The 17,432-nt window shown below is 62.0% G+C and carries 23 protein-coding genes, 2 tRNA genes and 1 pseudogene; 12 read left to right on the plus strand and 14 right to left on the minus strand.

Annotation, left to right across the window (positions count from 1 at the left end; genetic code table 11):
• Positions 1–153 (minus strand): annotated as a pseudogene (locus tag BW940_RS05165) (IS4 family transposase); the annotation flags it as partial.
• Between the two features lie 275 nt (positions 154–428).
• Here BW940_RS05165 and BW940_RS05170 point away from each other — a divergent pair.
• From BW940_RS05170 to BW940_RS05180, 3 genes are all read left to right on the plus strand, one after another.
• Entirely contained in the window at positions 429–1,067 is a 639-nt protein-coding gene (locus tag BW940_RS05170) for a ribonuclease H family protein (RefSeq protein WP_076608141.1), read from the plus strand.
• Between the two features lie 84 nt (positions 1,068–1,151).
• Positions 1,152–1,619 carry a DUF2240 family protein gene (locus BW940_RS05175; RefSeq protein WP_076608142.1) on the plus strand — a complete coding sequence of 156 codons (468 nt, stop codon included), beginning with the start codon at positions 1,152–1,154 and terminating at the stop codon, positions 1,617–1,619.
• 23 nt (positions 1,620–1,642) lie between these two features.
• Positions 1,643–2,047 (plus strand): hypothetical protein, encoded by a 405-nt coding sequence (locus BW940_RS05180; RefSeq protein ID WP_076608143.1) that lies wholly within the window; start codon positions 1,643–1,645, stop codon positions 2,045–2,047.
• 28 nt (positions 2,048–2,075) lie between these two features.
• On the opposite strand, the gene BW940_RS05185 is transcribed toward BW940_RS05180, so the two are convergent.
• The 4 genes from BW940_RS05185 to BW940_RS05200 form a co-directional block, all read right to left on the minus strand.
• A complete protein-coding gene (locus BW940_RS05185) occupies positions 2,076–2,741 on the minus strand; it encodes an HAD family hydrolase (protein WP_076608144.1) in 666 nt (221 codons plus the stop codon).
• 185 nt (positions 2,742–2,926) lie between these two features.
• Positions 2,927–4,207, minus strand: a complete 1,281-nt coding sequence (locus BW940_RS05190) for a cation:proton antiporter (protein ID WP_076608145.1) — start codon at positions 4,205–4,207, stop codon at positions 2,927–2,929.
• A gap of 35 nt (positions 4,208–4,242) precedes the next feature.
• Positions 4,243–4,731: a cation:proton antiporter regulatory subunit gene (locus BW940_RS05195; RefSeq protein ID WP_076608146.1), complete on the minus strand. Its 489-nt coding sequence runs from the start codon at positions 4,729–4,731 to the stop codon at positions 4,243–4,245.
• Positions 4,732–5,047: 316 nt separating this feature from the next.
• Positions 5,048–5,416 carry a methylglyoxal synthase gene (locus BW940_RS05200; protein WP_076608147.1) on the minus strand — a complete coding sequence of 123 codons (369 nt, stop codon included), beginning with the start codon at positions 5,414–5,416 and terminating at the stop codon, positions 5,048–5,050.
• 126 nt (positions 5,417–5,542) lie between these two features.
• On the opposite strand from BW940_RS05200, the gene BW940_RS05205 reads away from it, so the two are divergent.
• On the plus strand, positions 5,543–5,968 hold the full coding sequence (locus tag BW940_RS05205; protein WP_076608148.1) for a VOC family protein: 426 nt from the start codon (positions 5,543–5,545) through the stop codon (positions 5,966–5,968).
• A gap of 77 nt (positions 5,969–6,045) precedes the next feature.
• Here the strand turns inward: BW940_RS05205 and BW940_RS05210 are convergent, their stop codons facing one another.
• A complete protein-coding gene (locus tag BW940_RS05210; protein WP_076608149.1) occupies positions 6,046–6,336 on the minus strand; it encodes a hypothetical protein in 291 nt (96 codons plus the stop codon).
• Positions 6,337–6,612: 276 nt separating this feature from the next.
• On the opposite strand from BW940_RS05210, the gene pyrF reads away from it, so the two are divergent.
• On the plus strand, positions 6,613–7,413 hold the full coding sequence (pyrF, locus tag BW940_RS05220) for an orotidine-5'-phosphate decarboxylase (RefSeq protein ID WP_076608151.1): 801 nt from the start codon (positions 6,613–6,615) through the stop codon (positions 7,411–7,413).
• A 144-nt stretch (positions 7,414–7,557) separates the two neighbouring features.
• Here the strand turns inward: pyrF and BW940_RS05225 are convergent, their stop codons facing one another.
• Positions 7,558–7,809 (minus strand): hypothetical protein, encoded by a 252-nt coding sequence (locus tag BW940_RS05225; protein ID WP_076608152.1) that lies wholly within the window; start codon positions 7,807–7,809, stop codon positions 7,558–7,560.
• 2 nt (positions 7,810–7,811) lie between these two features.
• Complete coding sequence (locus BW940_RS05230; RefSeq protein WP_076608153.1) at positions 7,812–7,991, minus strand: hypothetical protein; 180 nt, start codon at positions 7,989–7,991, stop codon at positions 7,812–7,814.
• Positions 7,992–8,162: 171 nt separating this feature from the next.
• On the opposite strand from BW940_RS05230, the gene BW940_RS05235 reads away from it, so the two are divergent.
• Entirely contained in the window at positions 8,163–9,818 is a 1,656-nt protein-coding gene (locus tag BW940_RS05235; RefSeq protein WP_076608154.1) for a GTPBP1 family GTP-binding protein, read from the plus strand.
• 27 nt (positions 9,819–9,845) lie between these two features.
• Here the strand turns inward: BW940_RS05235 and mch are convergent, their stop codons facing one another.
• The 6 genes from mch to BW940_RS05265 form a co-directional block, all read right to left on the minus strand.
• Entirely contained in the window at positions 9,846–10,778 is a 933-nt protein-coding gene (mch, locus tag BW940_RS05240; RefSeq protein ID WP_076608155.1) for a methenyltetrahydromethanopterin cyclohydrolase, read from the minus strand.
• 84 nt (positions 10,779–10,862) lie between these two features.
• Positions 10,863–11,072 carry a heavy-metal-associated domain-containing protein gene (locus BW940_RS05245; RefSeq protein WP_076608156.1) on the minus strand — a complete coding sequence of 70 codons (210 nt, stop codon included), beginning with the start codon at positions 11,070–11,072 and terminating at the stop codon, positions 10,863–10,865.
• 119 nt (positions 11,073–11,191) lie between these two features.
• The gene (locus tag BW940_RS05250) at positions 11,192–11,506 is read right to left on the minus strand and encodes an MTH1187 family thiamine-binding protein (protein ID WP_076608157.1); all 315 of its coding nucleotides are present in this window, start codon (positions 11,504–11,506) and stop codon (positions 11,192–11,194) included.
• 150 nt (positions 11,507–11,656) lie between these two features.
• Entirely contained in the window at positions 11,657–12,010 is a 354-nt protein-coding gene (locus tag BW940_RS05255) for a HalOD1 output domain-containing protein (RefSeq protein WP_076608158.1), read from the minus strand.
• 342 nt (positions 12,011–12,352) lie between these two features.
• Positions 12,353–12,423 (minus strand) — tRNA-Gly (locus tag BW940_RS05260).
• 553 nt (positions 12,424–12,976) lie between these two features.
• Positions 12,977–13,047: transfer RNA gene (locus BW940_RS05265), tRNA-Gly, on the minus strand.
• 304 nt (positions 13,048–13,351) lie between these two features.
• Between BW940_RS05265 and BW940_RS05270 the strand changes: the two genes are divergently transcribed.
• The 6 genes from BW940_RS05270 to BW940_RS05295 are packed head-to-tail and all read left to right on the plus strand — an operon-like array spanning position 13,352 to position 17,429.
• Entirely contained in the window at positions 13,352–14,254 is a 903-nt protein-coding gene (locus tag BW940_RS05270) for a putative RNA uridine N3 methyltransferase (RefSeq protein ID WP_076608159.1), read from the plus strand.
• A gap of 4 nt (positions 14,255–14,258) precedes the next feature.
• Positions 14,259–15,278 (plus strand): 50S ribosomal protein L3, encoded by a 1,020-nt coding sequence (locus tag BW940_RS05275; RefSeq protein WP_076608160.1) that lies wholly within the window; start codon positions 14,259–14,261, stop codon positions 15,276–15,278.
• A 3-nt stretch (positions 15,279–15,281) separates the two neighbouring features.
• On the plus strand, positions 15,282–16,034 hold the full coding sequence (gene rpl4p, locus BW940_RS05280; protein ID WP_076608161.1) for a 50S ribosomal protein L4: 753 nt from the start codon (positions 15,282–15,284) through the stop codon (positions 16,032–16,034).
• Entirely contained in the window at positions 16,031–16,285 is a 255-nt protein-coding gene (locus BW940_RS05285) for a 50S ribosomal protein L23 (RefSeq protein ID WP_076608162.1), read from the plus strand. Before rpl4p ends, BW940_RS05285 begins: the two co-directional genes overlap by 4 nt.
• A gap of 2 nt (positions 16,286–16,287) precedes the next feature.
• Positions 16,288–17,010, plus strand: coding sequence for a 50S ribosomal protein L2 (locus BW940_RS05290; protein WP_076608163.1), 723 nt, complete (start codon positions 16,288–16,290; stop codon positions 17,008–17,010).
• Entirely contained in the window at positions 17,007–17,429 is a 423-nt protein-coding gene (locus BW940_RS05295; RefSeq protein WP_076608164.1) for a 30S ribosomal protein S19, read from the plus strand. The genes BW940_RS05290 and BW940_RS05295 overlap by 4 nt, the downstream gene beginning before the upstream one ends.
• Positions 17,430–17,432: the final 3 nt, after the last annotated feature.

Consider the following 17,432-nt stretch of genomic DNA (forward strand, 5'->3'; position numbering starts at 1 on the left):
GAGCGTTCGGCTTGCGCCGCCGGCGAAGCCGAACGCAAATGACCAGACGAGCGGTGGAATCTGCAGCTTCCGGTCACGCTCGACCACGCCGACGGCATCGGCGTGGTCTTCGAGCGCTTCAGATGGAAGGAAGTTAGTGAGACGACGTTCAATATCGTGTGAGGAGGTTTTGGTGTGCACAGCTAACACCTCCTCATTCCTTCCGAAAAGAATCCCCGATAAGCCGCCGCTATCGTTCGGTTTTGCGCCTAACTAAAGACGGATGCGAACGCCCTATTTATAATTGCTGATGTATGTCAACGATTTCCACAATATCAGTTTATTTTGCACAATGTGTATTTCAAATCCTATTGGAGATAGCACGCTAGTCATTCACAAGATTTGATTCTGCCCACAAACTTAAGTTATCCTCATAGCGTAGTATGTGTATGGCCGCTCACGGCCGGTCCGCACTGCGGGACCTGTTCGACGAGTCGCCCACACCGCACATCGCCCACCCCCCACGGACCCATCATCGTGACTTCTACGTCGCTACCGATGGGTCGTTTCGGGAGTCAGGCGGTGGGCTGGGCGCTGTCATTGAAACACGCGACGGCACCCGTGTCGCCCGCGTCGCGACCACGGATACGCCGCCTGACAACAACGTCGCCGAGTATCGGGCGCTGCATCTCGGACTCGACGTCCTGGCCGCTCGTGTCCCACGAGACGCCCGCGTCGGTGTGCTCATCGATCACGACGAACTCGCCAGCAACGTCAACAGCGCGATCCTCGCGACGAACCACCCCGACGGGAAGCCACCGCGTCCCGTCTCCATCCCGACTGCGACACGCTATCACTGGCGTGGTATTCAAGCACGACTCAACGGCTTCGGGGAGGTCCGAGCCGCGCGTATCGATAGCGACCAGAACCCCGCCCATCCGCTCGCGAACACACCCGACCGCTACCAGCACGTCAACCGGGAACCCAACCGCTGTGTCCTCCCGGAGAAACCGGAGCCGGCCACGGGCCAGTTCCCGCCACCATCCCGAGCCAACCGCAACGCCGGCGGCGGCCGCGCCTCGGACTAACGAACACACTGGTTCGATTTTTGCGGAACTCTCACTCGAGTCGAACCGCCACCGTTATTTTGTCGTTCCGGTGATGCACATTCGATGAGCCTTCGCGTCGCCGTCGCTGCGCCGTTCATCCAGAACGGGACCCAGCGCCTGCAGGAAAACGAGTTCGTCGTTGCACTCTCGCTCGATCGTGACTGGTTTTCGCCCGACCAGTCCAAACGTCTGCTCGACATCGCGACACAGGAGGGGCTCCTCGAGCGGGTCGACGGCGGCCTCGAGGTCACGTTCGATACCGCCGAGGTGACGGTCCCCGAGGAGTTCGTCCCCGACGAAGACATCCTGCAGGAACGCTCCGCGTTCGAACGCGTCCTCGACACGCTCGTCGCCGAGGGCGTCGAGAAACACGAAGCCGTCGGCGCGATCAACACGCTGCAACAGGAACTCGGATTGACGATCGAGGTCGCCGCCGTCGTCTACGCCCGACGCGAGGGCGTCGATGTCGCCGACCTGCTCCCCGTCGCGCGCTCGACGCTTTTCGATGACGGGCAAGCCGAAGGGCGTTAGTTTCTCGCCGCCCGACCACGCGTATGGTCGAGGAACGGATCACCGACGGCCGCCGGATCGCCGAACTGCTTGCCTCTGAACTCGACGGCCGATCGGACGGGATACTCGAATCGGTTCGCGTCACCAACGCCGACCGCGACGTCGAGCCGACGGTCGAGGGCGAGCGCGCATACGACGTCACGTTTTCCGACGAGCGAATCGCACGGGTGTTCGTCCACGACGACCGGGCCCGCCTCGAGTTCGAGGCCGGACAGGACGTCGCAGCCGAGACAGCCGACGAGTGTGACTTGCGCGTGCGACCGAAAGCAACCGAGCCACCCCGAACGCTCGTCTTCATCGAACACGGCGCGGGCGTCAAACGCGGGACGGACGTGGTACAGGCTGTCTGTCGATCGGTTCAGACGGACTCGAGCGACTCGAGCGAGTAGTCAGCGGCCTCGAACACGGAGTGAGACGCTACAGACCGTTCAGTTCAGCAACGACGTCCGGGACTGCCGTTCCGACAGTCGCCTGCTCGACGTGGGCGGTGGCCCGCGGATCGGGGTCGGGACCGTCCTCGAGGAGCACCTGGACGGCCTCGAGGCCGGCGTTCGTTGCGCCGTGGATGTCCGCCTCGACTTCGTCGCCGACGTAGACGGTCTCGTCGTGGTCGACGTCCAGTTCGCCGACGATCGCGTCGAACGCACGGTGGTCGGGTTTGCCGGCCTCGAGTTCGCCGGTCACGAGCGCGGCGTCGAACGCCCGTTCCCAGCCGAGCGTCGCGAGTTTGTCGCGCTGGGCGCGGACGGGGCCGTTGGTGAGCAGCCCGACGCGGTACTCTCCTTTGAGGTCCTCGAGCATGGCTTCGACGCCGGGTAACGGCTCGAGCGTCTCGGCGATCGTCCGACGGTAGGCGTCGGCGACGGCGGCCGGATCGACATCGGTCTCCCGCCCCTCGAGTAAGTCGGCGAAAATGGGTTCTCGCGTCTCGCGGGTGAGATTGCGCCGGTGGGCCTCGAGATACGCCTCGCGTGTCAGCGTCGGCGCACCGGCGGTGGCGGCTGCCTCCTGGAGAATCGTGGTTCGGTCCCGTGTGGGCACGGCAAGCGTGTAATCGAGGTCGAAGACGACCGCCCGTGGCATATCGTTCACGGGGGGCTCGAGACGGTTGAAGCTATCCCTTTTCGACGGCGTCAAAACCTTCCCGAAAGCCGGCTCAAAAATTGCACGGGTGACGGGTGCCCGTCGGACGGACTTCTGTCAGTCAGGGTCGGTACGACCGAGAGTCGTCTTGCAGTCGCGCCGGGAAAACGTTACAGCAGTCCGTCTCAGTCGTCGCTTGGCTGGGCCGACGGCTCGCTGTCGCGCTCGAGCAGCGGGACGACGGTGGACTCAATCGCGCTCGAGTACTGCATGAGCGTGGTCCCGAGGATGCTCATGAACAGGACGTAGCCGACGGCGAAGGCGTAAATATCGTCCGCGACGCCTTCGGCGAGCCCGATGCCGGCCCCGGCGAGTGCGATACTCGCAATAATCAGCGAGAACTCGCCGCGGGTGACCATCCCAAGTCCAACCCGGAGCGACCGGCGTTCGTCAAGGTCGTAGATCCGGCCGCCGAGATAGCCACTGATCAGTTTCGTCGGAGTCGTCAGCAGAACGGCGGCCGCGATGAGCCACACCACGTCGAGAAACAGGGCCGGATCGGTGATGAGACCAATCCAAAAGAAGAACACGGCCGCAAAGGTATCACGAAGCGGCTCGAGCAGGTTTTCCAGGTCGTGGACGTGATCCGTCGAGGAAAAAGCCATTCCCACGAAGAACGCGGCCACGGCTTCACTGACCCCAAGTGAGAGTGCGGCCCCCGAAACGAGGACTGTAATACCGAGTGCCCGCAGAACGACGAACTCGTTGGAGTCGGTTTCCAGACTGCGCTGGAACCACGCCGTCCCCAAATAGACCAACAGGAGCAACACGATAATGAAGCCGACCGCGATCCCGATCTCTCCCAGCGCCTCGCCAACGTCACCGCCGCCGAGGACGAGCGCCGACGCGATCGCCAGATAAACCGCGATAAACAAATCCTCGTAGACCAGTGTCCCAAGCATCGGATTCGACTCGTCGTTGGCGATCCAACCCAGATCGATCAACGACTTCGTGATGATCGCACTCGAGGAGATGTAGACGATCCCTGCGGTGAGAAAGGCCGGGAGGAACGAGCCGAAGAGAACGTAGCCAAAGACCAGCCCGGCTCCGAAGTTGACCACGAGGTCGATGGTCCCTGCCTTCCCGATCTGCTCTTTGGCCGCGATGAGCCGATCGAGATTGAACTCGAGGCCGAGGAAGAACAACAGGAGGACGATCCCCAGCTCGGCACCGACGTAAATAAAGTCGGTCTCGATGAGCGCGAGCTCGCTGCCGTGTGGGATGGCCGCTGTCCCAAGCAGCGCCGGGAAGTCGATCGTCCCGAGGACGTACTCACCGAGGAGCATACCGATGACGATGTAAAACGGGATCACCGACTGGTTGATTCGGTTCGCGAGCAATCCGGCAAGGGCAACAGCGGCGAAGAGGACGCCGATATCGATCAGTGCGGTCGATTCAGCTGCCACTCTCGGTCACCTCCAGCAACGCTGTCATCGATCGGTCACGCCTCGTCTCCAAGCAGCGCTTCGAACTCGATACAATCGTCGCGTTCGCCGACGACGACGAGTGTATCTCCCGATTTCATGATGGTCTCCGGCGTCGGCGGCGTGATCAGTTCGCCGTCGCGCTGGACGGCGATAATCGAGACGCCGACGCGCTCACGAATGCGTGCGTCGCCGATGCTCTGGCCGGCAATCTCTGCATCATCCGTGACGGCATACCACTCGATGAACGTATTGTCGGCGAGCATCGTCTCCACTCGATCGGTCTGTACCGGCTGGAAGTACGCCCCCTCGAGGATCGTGCCGATTTTCCGGGCGAGTCGATCGGACGCTTCGAACAGCTTCTCGCTGTCGGCGTCCGGGTCCGATTTTAAGTAGACTTCCCGTTTTCCTGTATTGTGCGTCACGATGACGAGTCGTTCCCCGTCCTCGAGTTCGACCTCGAACTTTTTCCCGACGCCGGGGAGGTCGCTCTCATAGATTGTCATAGCTAAAAGACTGGAGGCACGGCTAATAAATGGCATGACACACAGAACCGCTCTGAACTCCGTTCATCCCGGGCATTCACTGGCTGTTGTCCGACCGCTGTACCGATTTCCCGCCGATCACCAGTCGAGGTCGGTGATTGGCGGTCAGTGACGACAGCAGTCCGTATACACACTGCTCGCACTGCCGTCGTGCGATCGGATGTGCAGTGACGTTCAGAGGGATTCTCGTAGCCAGCCGGGTGTCGCTATCTAGACGTGCAGTTTCCGTGGCTCGGTTTCCGTGCCGCACATCGATGACCGTCGACGAGAATCCCTCTCAGTCGGCCAACCCCTCGATCAGAAACGTCGCGGAGGCGAGGTTTGTTGCCAGTGCCGTGTCGTGGACATCACAGATCCGCAACAGCGCGGAGATATCCGGCTCGTGAGGCTGGGCGCGTAGCGGATCCCGGAGGAAGACGATCCCGTCGAGTTTCCCCGCTGCGACCTCCGAGCCGATCATCAGGTCACCGCCGAGTGGTCCCGACTCCTTGCGTTCGATCTCGAGGTCGGTTGCCTCTATCAGGCGTTTGCCGGTCGTTCCAGTTGCGATCAGGTCGTACGCACCCAACTGCGTTTCGTGTGCCTGTGCAAACTCGATGAGGTCCGGCTTCTTTTCGTCGTGGGCGATGAGTGCAACGCGAGTCATATCGGATCGTTGATCCCCGAGACGATAACTATGTGTGATGTACCCACACCTCACTCCCGTGTAAGGGCTGAACCGGCCTCGAGCGGAGTCGAACGTTTTTCGTGGCTGCTCGCCCGACCACTCGCCATGACAGATTCCGAGCCAAGCGCCCACCACGTCGGTATCACCGTCAGCGACCTCGAGGAAACCCTCCCGTTCTATCGGGACGTCCTTGGACTCGAAGTTCTCACCCGATTCAGTGTCGGTGGCGAGGCCTTTTCGGCGGGCGTCGGCGTCGAGGACGCACGCGGCGAGTTCGCCCATCTCGACGCGGACGGCTGTCGAATCGAACTCATCGAGTACGACCCGCAAGCGCGGGGGTCGCCGGCCGCTGGTCTCAACCAGCCCGGGGCGACCCACGTCGGGCTCTCGGTGGACGACCTCGAGGCCTTCTATGACGCCTTACCCGAAGACGTTTCGACGATCAGTGAGCCCCAGACCACCGAAAGCGGCACGTCGATCCTGTTTCTGCGCGATCCGGAGTCGAACCTGATCGAGATACTCGAAACCTGACTGTCGACTGTCCGCACATCTGATCGCACACCAACAGTACAGACGCCAACAGCCTGCCAGTCGGTCGAAAACTCGGTTCAGTCGTTCCGGGAAGGACGGTTAGCGGCCGATCGAAGCGTTGCTTGTACTTTCTCGACGGGGACGTCACAGTTCGAACAGACGTGTTTCTCTGCGGCGATATAGACCGTGCCACACGTCGAGCACTGAAAGAGGTTCCCGGATGCGACCGACGCCTCGGTCGGCTCCTCCTCCTCATCGACGACCGCGTCATCCGTTGTCGTTTCGCCGCCAGTAACCAGCGCCGAACGGAGCCGCTCCCGGATTCGGTCGAACGGCGAGGGAGATTTGCCGTTAGTTCGAGTAGCCATGCAGTAGGCTTCGACTATATTCGCGAAGTAGTTACTGTCTAAAGTATTTGGAGGGGGAGTCAATCGGACCCACGACTGCTCGAGTCGAAGTCGCCGAATTCACTCGTCTTCGGTTGGCTGTGCGCCGAATTCATTTTCGAGTGCTCGAGTATGACACTTGTGTTCACGCGGCTCCCCTCTCGAAAGAGGTGAGACTCTCCACGACAGGTACGCGACCAGTGGTGGTCGGCCGACAGTATAGCAACCTTTTCGACCGTCGGGACGCCACTCGCTCGCATGAACTTCTTCGATCGGCTGCACGACCGCATTCGGACGGTCGACAGCGTCGTCAGCGTCGGCCTCGATCCCGATCCATCGCGCATTCCCGACCATCTTCAGGACCACGACCTCCCGCGGTGGGCGTTTAATCGCCGGATCATCGATGCCACCCACGAACACGCGGCCGTCTACAAACCGAACGCCGCGTTCTACGAGGACCCCGACGGCTGGCGGGCGCTCGAGGAAACGATCGCCTACGCCCACGGCAAGGACGTCCCCGTCTTACTCGACGCGAAACGAGCCGATATCGGGAACACGACCCGCCAGTACGCCGCGATGCTCGAGACCGCCGACGCGATCACCGTCAACCCCTACATGGGCCGGGACTCGCTGCAGCCGTTTCTCGAGGACGAGGAATCGGGCGTCTTCATCCTCTGTCGGACCTCGAATCCCGGCGGTGCGGACCTCCAGGATCTCGAACTCGAGACCGGCGAACCCGTCTACGAGCGGGTCGCGGCGCTGGCGGATCTCTGGAACGACAACGACAACGTCGGCCTCGTCGTCGGTGCGACGAAACCCGAAGAACTCGAGCAGCTCCGCGAGCAGGTGCCCGACTTGCCCTTCCTCGTTCCCGGCGTCGGCGCACAGGGCGGTGATGCCGAAGCCGCAGTCGAATACGGCCTCGCAGACGGTGTCGGGCTGGTCAACTCCTCGCGCGGGATCATCTTCGCGGGCGAGGATCGGAGCGACCAGTTCGCACAGGCCAGCGGCCAGGCCGCAAAGCGCCTGAAGAAACGGCTGAACCAGTACCGAATATAAACGGAATCTGTCTTGCGTCTCAGCCGAACGAGCTGAATCGAATGCTCACGATGAGTGTAAGTAGTGCCGCGCCAACCAGCATTCCGAGGACGACCTTCGTTTCCGCTCTCATATGGATGGACAGGCGTATCCGTATTAGTCGGTTTATTCGGGGCCCGCCCCAACGACGCGACCCGCGATCCGGCCGTCGACGACGCGATCGCAGAGTTCAATCTCGACGGGTTCGGTCGGCGGTCGCTCTTCAAGCAGGTCGAGACCTTCGACGACAGTGATATCCATCGGGCTTGCGTCGTTCGGATGGTCGGCGACGAGTTGGCCGTCGCGTTCCTCGAGCGTGAGCCGAAACCGCTCGCCGATAGCGAGCGACTCGCCCAGCAGATCACGAATGGACGTCACGGTCAGAGCCGATTGATATCCACGTCGTCCGACTGCCGACCCGGGTCCGCCTGCGCGACGCAGTCGGCACACAATCCCCTGTCTTCGTTGTAGTGGGTCGAACACACGAGCGCACCGCAGTTCGGACACTGCTCTTCGGCGGGCTGTAACTCACAGATCTGACAGAGACCGCTGACGCTCATGCTCGTAGTAGGGGCTCGAGTCTCTTGAAACCGGGGCCGGAACTGCGTCGTCGTGGTCTTTGCGTCCGACGGCCGTGCGGGAGGACTCGGTTCCGAAATCGTCACCGCTACTGTGTTCTACGTTCCCAACCCACGGGAAGGCTTTTGACATGTGAGCCACTACCGAGGAGTATGAGCCGTGACCGGGCTCTTCTCAAGCGAGCCCTGGACCGTGGCGAACAGGACGGTGGCAACGTCGAATTCAAGGAGCGACTCTCACGTGACGTCCACCTCGAGGGTGGACGACGGGAAAGTCTGGCCGCACAACTGCGCCACCGACTGCTTTCCGGCGATGGCGAGGCGACGTACGTTGTCGGCGTCACGGACGACGGTGGTCTCGCCGGGATCGATCCGGATACGTTCTCCGAGACGATGGACGTCCTCTCCTTGCTCGCCGAAGAGGCCGACGCCCACATCGACGACGTCCAGACGTGGGGGATCAACGGGGTTTCGGACGCTGCCGAGTCAGAAGCAGACCGGACGTCGGAGTCATCCGGGCGTGGGCTCGTCGGCATCGCGATGATTCAAGAGGGGGGCGTCCTCGAGACGGACGATGAACACGTCGTCGTCGGCACGGCGGGCCACGTCGACCACGGCAAGAGTACGCTCGTCGGCTCGCTCGTGACCGGCACGCCCGACGACGGCGACGGCGCGACGCGCAGCTTCCTCGACGTCCAGCCCCACGAGGTCGAACGCGGACTCTCGGCAGACCTTTCCTATGCCGTCTACGGCTTCGACGATGACGGTCCGATCCGGGTCCGAAACCCGAACCGTAAGGCGGATCGGGCGGCAGTCGTCGAAGAAGCCGATCGACTCGTCTCGTTTGTCGACACCGTCGGCCACGAGCCGTGGCTCCGGACGACTATCCGCGGGCTCGTCGGCCAGAAACTCGACTACGGCCTGCTCGTCGTCGCCGCCGACGACGGGCCGACACGGACGACTCGCGAACACCTCGGTGTCTTACTCGCCACCGACCTTCCGACGATCGTCGCGATCACAAAAACCGACGCAGTCTCCGACGAACGAGTCGAGGAGGTCGAACGCGAGGTCGAGCGACTCCTCCGCGAGGTCGACAAGTCGCCGTTGCGGGTCGCTCGCCACGGCGTCGACGCCGCCGTCGAGGAGGTCAGCGAGCGCGTCGTCCCGATCGTCGAAACGAGCGCGATCACGATGGACGGCCTCGAGACGCTCGATGAACTGTTCGATCGCCTGCCAAAGACTTCTCAGGACACCGGCGAGTTCCGGATGTACGTCGACCGGAGCTACTCGGTCACCGGCGTCGGCGCGGTCGCTTCGGGGACGGTGATGTCCGGCGAGGTCGAAGCTGGCGACGAACTCCTGCTCGGTCCAATGCCCGACGGCCGATTCCAAGAGGTCGAAGTTCGGTCGATCGAGATGCACTACCACCGCGTCGACAAGGCCCAGGCGGGTCGAATCGTCGGGATCGCGCTCAAGGGCGTCAAAGAAACCGCCATCGAACGCGGGATGGTCCTCTTGCCGCGTGATGCGGATCCCGATCCGGTCCGGGAGTTCGAGGCCGAAGTCATGGTGCTCAACCACCCCACCCGTATCGGCGAGGGGTACGAACCCGTCGTCCACCTCGAGACGATCGGTGAGGCTGCGTCCTTCACCCCCGAAAACGGCCGTCTTCTGCCGGGCGATACCGGCGAAACCACGGTCCGGTTCAAGTTCCGTCCGTACCTCGTCGAGGAAGGCCAGAAGTTCGTCTTCCGCGAGGGCCGCAGCAAGGGTGTCGGGACGGTGACCGACGTCCATCCGATCGAGTAGCGCTCGCGAGCCGGCCCGGTCGATTTCTTACAGGTCGAACGACTCGACGAGGAGCTGTTCGTCCGTCTCGCCGTAGACGTACGTCGGGCCGCCGATAACGTCGATCGTTACCTTTGCGGGCGCGAAGAGATCCGACGGAACCTCCGTAAAGTCCCACTCGAGGTCGTCGAAGATTTCCCCGAACGGACGGCCGTGGCCCTCGGCGGCCGTCGACGGCACCGACTCGAAGATATCTGCGTCCTCACGGACCGTCAGGTGTGCCGTGCCGCCGTAGGCGATCGCATCGTTCGTGCGGGCGATTGCAGTCTGCTCGTCGCCAGCGACGGGCGCGACCGGTGCCCGGCCCGTTGCGGACACGATATCCAGCGGATCGTAGCCAAGCTCTGAGAGACGGAACGTCGCGAGTTCGGCCGTGCGAGCCGCGTTCGTAATGGACCCAACGTGGCTCGCGGTCGGGTACGCCAGCAAAAAGACGCTGCTGGTCTCGACTTCTGCAAGTTCGGCGACCTGTTCGGCGGCGGCTTCGGTCGGCTCCTGTTCGGTTTCGACGGCCAGCGCCGTCAGATCGAACGCGTCCGTGTAGCCGACGCGGCGAAATTCCGATTCTTCGGCAACCAATGCCCGTGCAGGGCCGCTGCCGAGTCCCTCGAAATCCTCGGTCGTCAGCTCCCAGCCCGCCTTTTGCGAACAAAGCAGCGAGAGCGCCGGTTGGTCCGTCGAGAGTTCGACGTACGGGATCGGCGCACCGCCGAGTTCGCCGAGGTCGTGACTCGGCGTCGCCATCCCTGCCGTCTGAATCTCCGTCAACAACAGCCCCGCTTCGATCCCGCCGGCGAATTCGAGACCGAAGTCGAGTACTGTCGCCTCGTTTTCGAGATCGTAGCCGCCGATGTTCAACTCCTCGGCGTACTCGAGAGCTTCGTCGACCAACTCGATCGCCATCCGATTGAGACTTTCCATAGCGGAGGATTCACCCTCCGACCTAAAACAGTTTGTCAGTTCGAGTCTGCAGTCGCTGTCGTCTTCGCGTGTCGACTGCGACCGTCAGGCCGCCACGTCGTAGCCCGCGTCTTCGATCGTTCCGCTGATCGCGGTCTCATCAACCGTCGCCTCGTCGTGTTCGATGCACACCTCGCCCACCTCGTGGTCCGCCGTCACCGAGTCGACGCCGTCGAGCGCCTCGAGCGCCTCGGTCACGTTCGCCTCACAGCCGTCACATGCCATCCCGGTTACCTCGAGTGTTGTCTGTTCCATACACAACCGTGTCGACTCGAGGAAAGTGAGTGTTCTGTTCTCAGTGTCTCCCTCGACTGGAGTCTTCTACCAGTGGGATACCGCTCCCATTCTGATCGACAACCAGCTCGTCGTGCTCGTTACTCCCCGTGGCTGGTCGGTGGCCGACCGAGGTGCTCCTCGACGGCGTCGACTTTTTCCGCCGCAGTCGTCGCTTGCGATCGCTTATCATCGATCTTCAATACAGTGCTCACACGGTCGCCGTCGACCGCCTCGTGGGCCGCCTGTGCGGCCGCGAACAGTTCACCGATGTCATCGGTCTCGATCACCGTCCCCATCGGATTCGTCTCGTAGGCGACGTCGTATGCCTCGAGTGCATCGACGGCTTTTGCGACTTCGCCGGACATACTCCCCTCGATTACTGGTGCCACGCTCAGTAGTGCAACGACTGTCATGGCTCGTACTGAGGACGGGACAGCCCCTAAATCCGACCCTTGTTTCCCCGCAACGGGACACCAAACAGCGCGAACAGCGAGGCTCGCGGCGTCGTGACTCGTGGGGCTGAAAAACGAGACGATTACGCTCCCGACGACGTGGACACCCGATCAGTGCGTTCGAGGTGACTGACTCGAGTCCGTCGGTGGGTAGATGATGACGTCGCCGTTCGCGTAGACGTACACCTCGTACTCGAGGGCGGTAAAGGCGACGTGGCCGCCCGTACGTTCGGTACCGTCTGCCTTCGTTCTGAAGAGTCGATCGAGTGCATCCGGGTCGACGCTGTCGTACAGTGAGAACTCGCCCTGTGAGACGTCGGTGTCTGCGATCGACGCGAGCGCGTGGACGATCGTGGTCGTAATCGTCGCGGTACCGTCGATATCGTGGTGGAAGACGTAGCGATCGTTCGTTTGATCGTACTGAACGTCGTCTGCGTCGTCGGTGGATGAAAATTCAGTTTCCATAGGCAGTCAGCGGGGTCAATCGTCTACCGATCCGTAGTTTCCCGTAGTATAAAAGCCAATCGCAGGCGGTATTCGTAAACGAATATGACGGTAGTATCGTCGAATAGTTCAAAGACAGCGATTATCTCCGTTCGCTGAACGTTACGGGAAGGGTTTGTTGCAGCCATACATTTTGCCTGTGCTCTCGAATGAGTGCCTGTCTACTGCGCTGGCCGAGACTTGACTGTCTTGAAAACGGTCACACCTGCTTTGCTCGTGAGCGTGCTCGCTACGCTGTGTGCGACTAGTCAGATTCAAATCCAGATCGAATCCTGTCGCTCACGGACTTGTTCGCGGCAGAAATGCGCTGGCTGGGATTTGAACCCAGGTTGTGACCATGGCAAGGTCACGTGATACCACTACACTACCAGCGCGTACCCACTCGGTTACGAGTGCAATTGAACTGAGTTGCTACGCACACTTATAAATGTCGAAACGGAAACCGCACACCCTGACTCCGGTCGGCGACCGTGGCCACCGGCAATGATTTTCAGATCTCTCATGCGATGCGGTATGCATTGAGCTTCAGCGACTCCTCTCAATGCTGATTGTCAGCTTGTACCTCGTCAACACTGATCACAGCTCGTCCCACTGCGATCGTCCTCGAGGCGTGAGACTCGAGACTCAGTCGATCCTCACGGACTTGTTCGCGACAGAAATGCGCTGGCTGGGATTTGAACCGCTCCTGAGAACCTGTTCGCTGCGCTCGCAGAACCTCAGTATGCTTCAAATCCAAGTTTGCATTCCTGAATTCATCGCGTACTCGCGACACGCCATTCGCGGTCGCTCGTGGGATTGAGTTCAGAGAAGTGCGCTGGCTGGGATTTGAACTACTTCCGAGAACCTGCCCGCTTCGCTCACAGAACCTCGGCATACTTCAAATCCAGATCCGATTTCTGCCGCTCACGGACTTGTTCGCGGCAGAAGTGCGCTGGCTGGGATTTGAACCCAGGTTGTGACCATGGCAAGGTCACGTGATACCACTACACTACCAGCGCCCTGTTGCGCACTTACATCTACATCGGGAGGGATGTATAAGCGTTGCGAACCGGAAGCAGCGTGGGTGTTCACGACGTACCACGTAGCTACCGCACGAGTCTCGGCCACTCGTTCGCGCACGTGCAATACACTACCCTAGCTGGCTTACCAGTCACGGCATTGGATCGTCATTCTGGACGACCTGTATGCCCCGAATTCTCACGTGTGAGGCGTTCACAGCCGGAATCGAATCCGCTATCCTTTTACGATGGTATCGGCAACACATCGCTACAGTCTAGTGACGCGGCGCCGAAGCGTTTCGGCATGACCGTCAGCATACTCGTCCCGTCGTCGCTCACCCGTGAAGCCGAGGACAAACGCGAGGCAACTCGCAAACTCGGATACGTCGCCCGCGCGGCGACGATCTTCCGGGCTGATCGCCTGGTCGTCTACCCGGATCGGGAAGGCGAAACAGGCAGATTCGACGGCGGGTTCGTAAGCACCGTCTTGCGGTACGCCGCAACGCCACCATACCTCCGAAACGAGGCGTGGGGGATGCGGGACGAACTGGAGTATGCGGGCGTCTTGCCACCGCTCCGCGCCATGTCACAGACCGGCTCCGAATCTACCGGTTCGGGGTCGTCAAGACAAGGAATCGTGACCGAGGTCGGACCTGAAGGGCGCGTCCGGGTCAATTGCGGCTTGCAACACCCGATCTCCCTCAACGTTCCTCCGAAAATGGAGGTCGACGAGGGGGAGCGCGTGACCGTCAGGATCTCTTCGCGACGACCGGTCCGAGCGAAACTCGAGGACAGGCCCCTTCCGGGGCTGTCAGTCGAGCGGACGGACCTTTCCGCAGCTCTCGGCCGTGAGGACGCCGGCGTCTGCATCGCAGCCTCTCGATTCGGTGAGGAACTCACCGTCGGGCGGCTCGGGACGCTGGCCGGACGCATCGATCGTGACGGGCTAACCGTCGCGTTCGGTGCGCCCGAGAGAGGGCTGCCGGATATCCTCGGAATCGAGGCATCGGTTGTCAACGCGTCGTCGGGACAAGGCGACGCGGCCGAATCGTCCACCGGGGACGACACAACCGATGACGGAGTCGAACCCACAGCCGATCCGGGGTTCGACCTCTGGCTAAATACGGTTCCGAATCAGGGGAGCAAGGTCGTGCGAACGGAAGAGGCTCTGTTCGCGACCCTCGCACCCCTCTCACTGCAAGAGTGATAGAATGCCACAACCAAACGCACCACGCAAAGGCTCACTCGGGTTCGGCCCACGACAGCGTGCGACCAGCGAGGTCCCACGTTTTAACTCGTGGCCGGACGACGACGGACAGCCGACGCTCCAGGGTTTCGCGGGCTACAAGGCCGGCATGACCCACGTTGTCATGGTCGACGACAAAGCGAACTCGCCGACCGAGGGAATGGAAGAGACCGTTCCCGTGACGATCGTGGAGACGCCGCCAATGCGCGCCGTTGCTCTGCGAGCGTACGAAGACACACCGTATGGTATGAAGCCGCTAACTGAGGTCTGGACCGACGAGTTCGCTCCCGAACTCGACCGTGTGCTGGACCTTCCCGGTGACGATTACGACGTCGATGCTGCCGCGGACGAGCTCCGTGGCTACCTCGAGGAAGGACGCATCGACGACGTCCGCGTCATCACCCACACGGTACCGGGGGAGATTCCCTCGATGCCGAAAAAGAAACCGGACGTGATGGAAACGCGCGTCGGCGGCGGCTCTCTCGAAGAGCGCCTCGACTTCGCCCTCGAAACCGTCGAGGACGGTGGCGAACACGTCATGAACGACATGTTCCGCGCCGGCGAGTACGTCGACGCAAGCGGCGTCACGAAAGGGAAAGGGACGCAAGGCCCCGTCAAGCGATGGGGCGTCCAGAAGCGTAAGGGCAAACACGCCCGGCAGGGCTGGCGTCGCCGCATTGGCAACCTCGGCCCCTGGAACCCATCGCGTGTCCGCTCGACGGTCCCCCAGCAGGGACAGACCGGCTACCACCAGCGGACGGAACTGAACAAGCGCCTCGTCGACATCGGCGACGGCGCAGACGCGACGGTCGACGGTGGCTTCGTCAACTACGGCGAAGTCGATGGACCGCACGCGCTGATCAAGGGCTCGCTCCCCGGGCCGAACAAGCGTCTCGTACGCTTCCGCCCGGCGATCCGACCCGGAGACCAGCCGCGCCTCGATCCCGAGGTGCGCTACGTCTCCACCGCATCCAACCAGGGATAACACATGGAAGCAACAGTACGCGACCTGGACGGCAACGACGCGGGCTCGGTTACGCTCCCGGCGGTCTTCGAGACGACGTACCGCCCGGACCTGATCGCCCGCGCCGTTCGTGTCGCCCAGGCAAACCGAAAGCAGGACTACGGTGCCGACGAGTTCGCTGGCAAGCGCACGCCAGCCGAATCGTTCGGTAGCGGCCGCGGCATGGCCCACGTCCCACGCCAGGACGGACGCGCTCGACGCGTTCCCCAGGCTGTCAAAGGACGCAAGGCCCACCCGCCAAAGGCCGAGAAAGACCAGTCCGAATCGATCAACACGAAAGAAAAGAAACTGGCCGTCCGCAGCGCCATCGCGGCGACGACGGACGCCGAACTCGTCGCCGACCGTGGCCACGAGTTCGACGCAGACGCCGAGCTCCCAGTCGTCGTCGACGACGAGTTCGAGGACCTTCAGAAGACGAAGGAAGTCGTCTCGTTCCTCGAGGCCGCCGGTCTCGAGGCCGACATCGAACGCGCCGACGAGGGTCGAAGCGTCCGATCCGGACAGGGGAAAGCCCGTGGCCGGAAGTACAAGACGCCGACGTCGATCCTCTTCGTCACCTCGAGTGAGTCCGGCCTCTCTCGTGCGGCCCGGAACCTCGCTGGTGCCGACGTCACGACGGCTGCGGAGGTCAACGCAGAGGCACTCGCACCCGGCGCACAGCCGGGTCGACTGACCGTCTGGACCGAAAGCGCACTCGAGGAGGTGGCAGACCGATGAGCTCGATCATCGAGCACCCACTGGTCACGGAGAAGGCGATGAACGACATGGACTACGAGAACAAGCTCCAGTTCGTCGTCAACCCCGACGCCACCAAACCCGAGATTCGCGACGAAGTCGAAGCTCGCTTCGACATCTCGGTCACTAACGTCAACACGCAGGTAACGATGAAAGGCAAGAAGAAAGCGACGATCAAACTGGCCGAGGACGACGACGCTCAGGAAGTCGCCTCCCGGATCGGGGTGTTCTAAGAATGGGACGACGCATTCAAGGACAACGACGCGGACGCGGGACATCGACGTTCCGTGCCCCGTCCCATCGCTACAAGGCGAAACTCGACCACAAAAAGGAAGAAGACGACGACGTCGTTCGCGGGACGGTCGTGGATATCGAACACGACCCCGCTCGCTCGGCACCGATCGCCGCCGTCGAGTTCGAGGATGGCGACCAGCGACTCATCCTCGTGCCCGAAGGCATCGCTGTCGGTGAGGAGATTCAGGTCGGTGTCTCGGCGGAGATCAAGCCCGGCAACACGCTCCCGCTTGCGGAGATCCCCGAAGGGGTTCCGGTCTGTAACGTCGAGGCGAACCAGGGCGACGGCGGTCGATTCGCTCGCGCCTCGGGGACCAACGCTGACCTGATCACCCACGACCGCAACGCAGCGGTCATCCAGCTCCCAAGTGGCGAGGTCAAGCGCCTCGATCCGCAGTGCCGTGCAACCATCGGCGTCGTCGCTGGTGGTGGCCGAACGGAGAAACCGTTCGTCAAGGCCGGGAACAAGTATCACAAGATGAAGGCACGGGGTACAAAATACCCTCGCGTCCGTGGTGTCGCGATGAACGCCGTCGACCACCCGTTCGGTGGCGGTGGCCGCCAGCACCCCGGCAAACCCAAGTCCGTCTCGCGGGACGCCCCGCCGGGACGGAAGGTCGGTGACATCTCGTCCCGACGCACCGGTCGAGGTGGAAACAAATGAGTCAGGAGTACCGAACCGGCCGTGAAGGTGAGTTTACTTACCGCGGCCACACGCTCGACGAGCTGCAGGCAATGGAGCTCGAAGAAGTTGCAGAACTGCTCCCCGCACGCAAGCGGCGAAGTATCAAACGCGGTCTCTCCGTCGAGAAGCAGAAGCTACTCGAGAAGGCCCGCGAGAAAGGCGAGGAAGAGACGGCGAACGCGCCGATTCGAACGCACCTGCGGGATATGCCGATCCTGCCGGAGTTCGTTGACCTGACCTTCGAGGTCTACAACGGACAGTCGTTCGAGCGCGTCCGCGTCGAACCCGAGATGATCGGACACTATCTCGGCGAGTTCCAGCTGACCCGGACATCCGTCGAACACGGACAGGCCGGTATCGGTGCGACTCGATCCTCGAAGTTCGTCCCACTGAAGTGATCA

Origin of the sequence: Natronorubrum thiooxidans (assembly GCF_900156475.1) — an archaeon.
Taxonomy (GTDB): Archaea; Halobacteriota; Halobacteria; order Halobacteriales; family Natrialbaceae; genus Natronorubrum; species Natronorubrum thiooxidans.

What these genes read in the sequence shown, in the direction of transcription:
- BW940_RS05170 (WP_076608141.1), top strand. Translation starts at nt 429, where the DNA reads ATGGCCGCTCACGGCCGGTCCGCACTGCGGGACCTGTTCGACGAGTCG.
- BW940_RS05175 (WP_076608142.1), top strand. Translation starts at nt 1,152, where the DNA reads ATGAGCCTTCGCGTCGCCGTCGCTGCGCCGTTCATCCAGAACGGGACC.
- BW940_RS05180 (WP_076608143.1), top strand. Translation starts at nt 1,643, where the DNA reads ATGGTCGAGGAACGGATCACCGACGGCCGCCGGATCGCCGAACTGCTT.
- BW940_RS05185 (WP_076608144.1), bottom strand. Translation starts at nt 2,741, where the DNA reads ATGCCACGGGCGGTCGTCTTCGACCTCGATTACACGCTTGCCGTGCCC.
- BW940_RS05195 (WP_076608146.1), bottom strand. Translation starts at nt 4,731, where the DNA reads ATGACAATCTATGAGAGCGACCTCCCCGGCGTCGGGAAAAAGTTCGAG.
- BW940_RS05200 (WP_076608147.1), bottom strand. Translation starts at nt 5,416, where the DNA reads ATGACTCGCGTTGCACTCATCGCCCACGACGAAAAGAAGCCGGACCTC.
- BW940_RS05205 (WP_076608148.1), top strand. Translation starts at nt 5,543, where the DNA reads ATGACAGATTCCGAGCCAAGCGCCCACCACGTCGGTATCACCGTCAGC.
- BW940_RS05210 (WP_076608149.1), bottom strand. Translation starts at nt 6,336, where the DNA reads ATGGCTACTCGAACTAACGGCAAATCTCCCTCGCCGTTCGACCGAATC.
- pyrF (WP_076608151.1), top strand. Translation starts at nt 6,613, where the DNA reads ATGAACTTCTTCGATCGGCTGCACGACCGCATTCGGACGGTCGACAGC.
- BW940_RS05230 (WP_076608153.1), bottom strand. Translation starts at nt 7,991, where the DNA reads ATGAGCGTCAGCGGTCTCTGTCAGATCTGTGAGTTACAGCCCGCCGAA.
- BW940_RS05235 (WP_076608154.1), top strand. Translation starts at nt 8,163, where the DNA reads ATGAGCCGTGACCGGGCTCTTCTCAAGCGAGCCCTGGACCGTGGCGAA.
- mch (WP_076608155.1), bottom strand. Translation starts at nt 10,778, where the DNA reads ATGGAAAGTCTCAATCGGATGGCGATCGAGTTGGTCGACGAAGCTCTC.
- BW940_RS05245 (WP_076608156.1), bottom strand. Translation starts at nt 11,072, where the DNA reads ATGGAACAGACAACACTCGAGGTAACCGGGATGGCATGTGACGGCTGT.
- BW940_RS05250 (WP_076608157.1), bottom strand. Translation starts at nt 11,506, where the DNA reads ATGACAGTCGTTGCACTACTGAGCGTGGCACCAGTAATCGAGGGGAGT.
- BW940_RS05255 (WP_076608158.1), bottom strand. Translation starts at nt 12,010, where the DNA reads ATGGAAACTGAATTTTCATCCACCGACGACGCAGACGACGTTCAGTAC.
- BW940_RS05270 (WP_076608159.1), top strand. Translation starts at nt 13,352, where the DNA reads ATGACCGTCAGCATACTCGTCCCGTCGTCGCTCACCCGTGAAGCCGAG.
- BW940_RS05275 (WP_076608160.1), top strand. Translation starts at nt 14,259, where the DNA reads ATGCCACAACCAAACGCACCACGCAAAGGCTCACTCGGGTTCGGCCCA.
- rpl4p (WP_076608161.1), top strand. Translation starts at nt 15,282, where the DNA reads ATGGAAGCAACAGTACGCGACCTGGACGGCAACGACGCGGGCTCGGTT.
- BW940_RS05285 (WP_076608162.1), top strand. Translation starts at nt 16,031, where the DNA reads ATGAGCTCGATCATCGAGCACCCACTGGTCACGGAGAAGGCGATGAAC.
- BW940_RS05290 (WP_076608163.1), top strand. Translation starts at nt 16,288, where the DNA reads ATGGGACGACGCATTCAAGGACAACGACGCGGACGCGGGACATCGACG.
- BW940_RS05295 (WP_076608164.1), top strand. Translation starts at nt 17,007, where the DNA reads ATGAGTCAGGAGTACCGAACCGGCCGTGAAGGTGAGTTTACTTACCGC.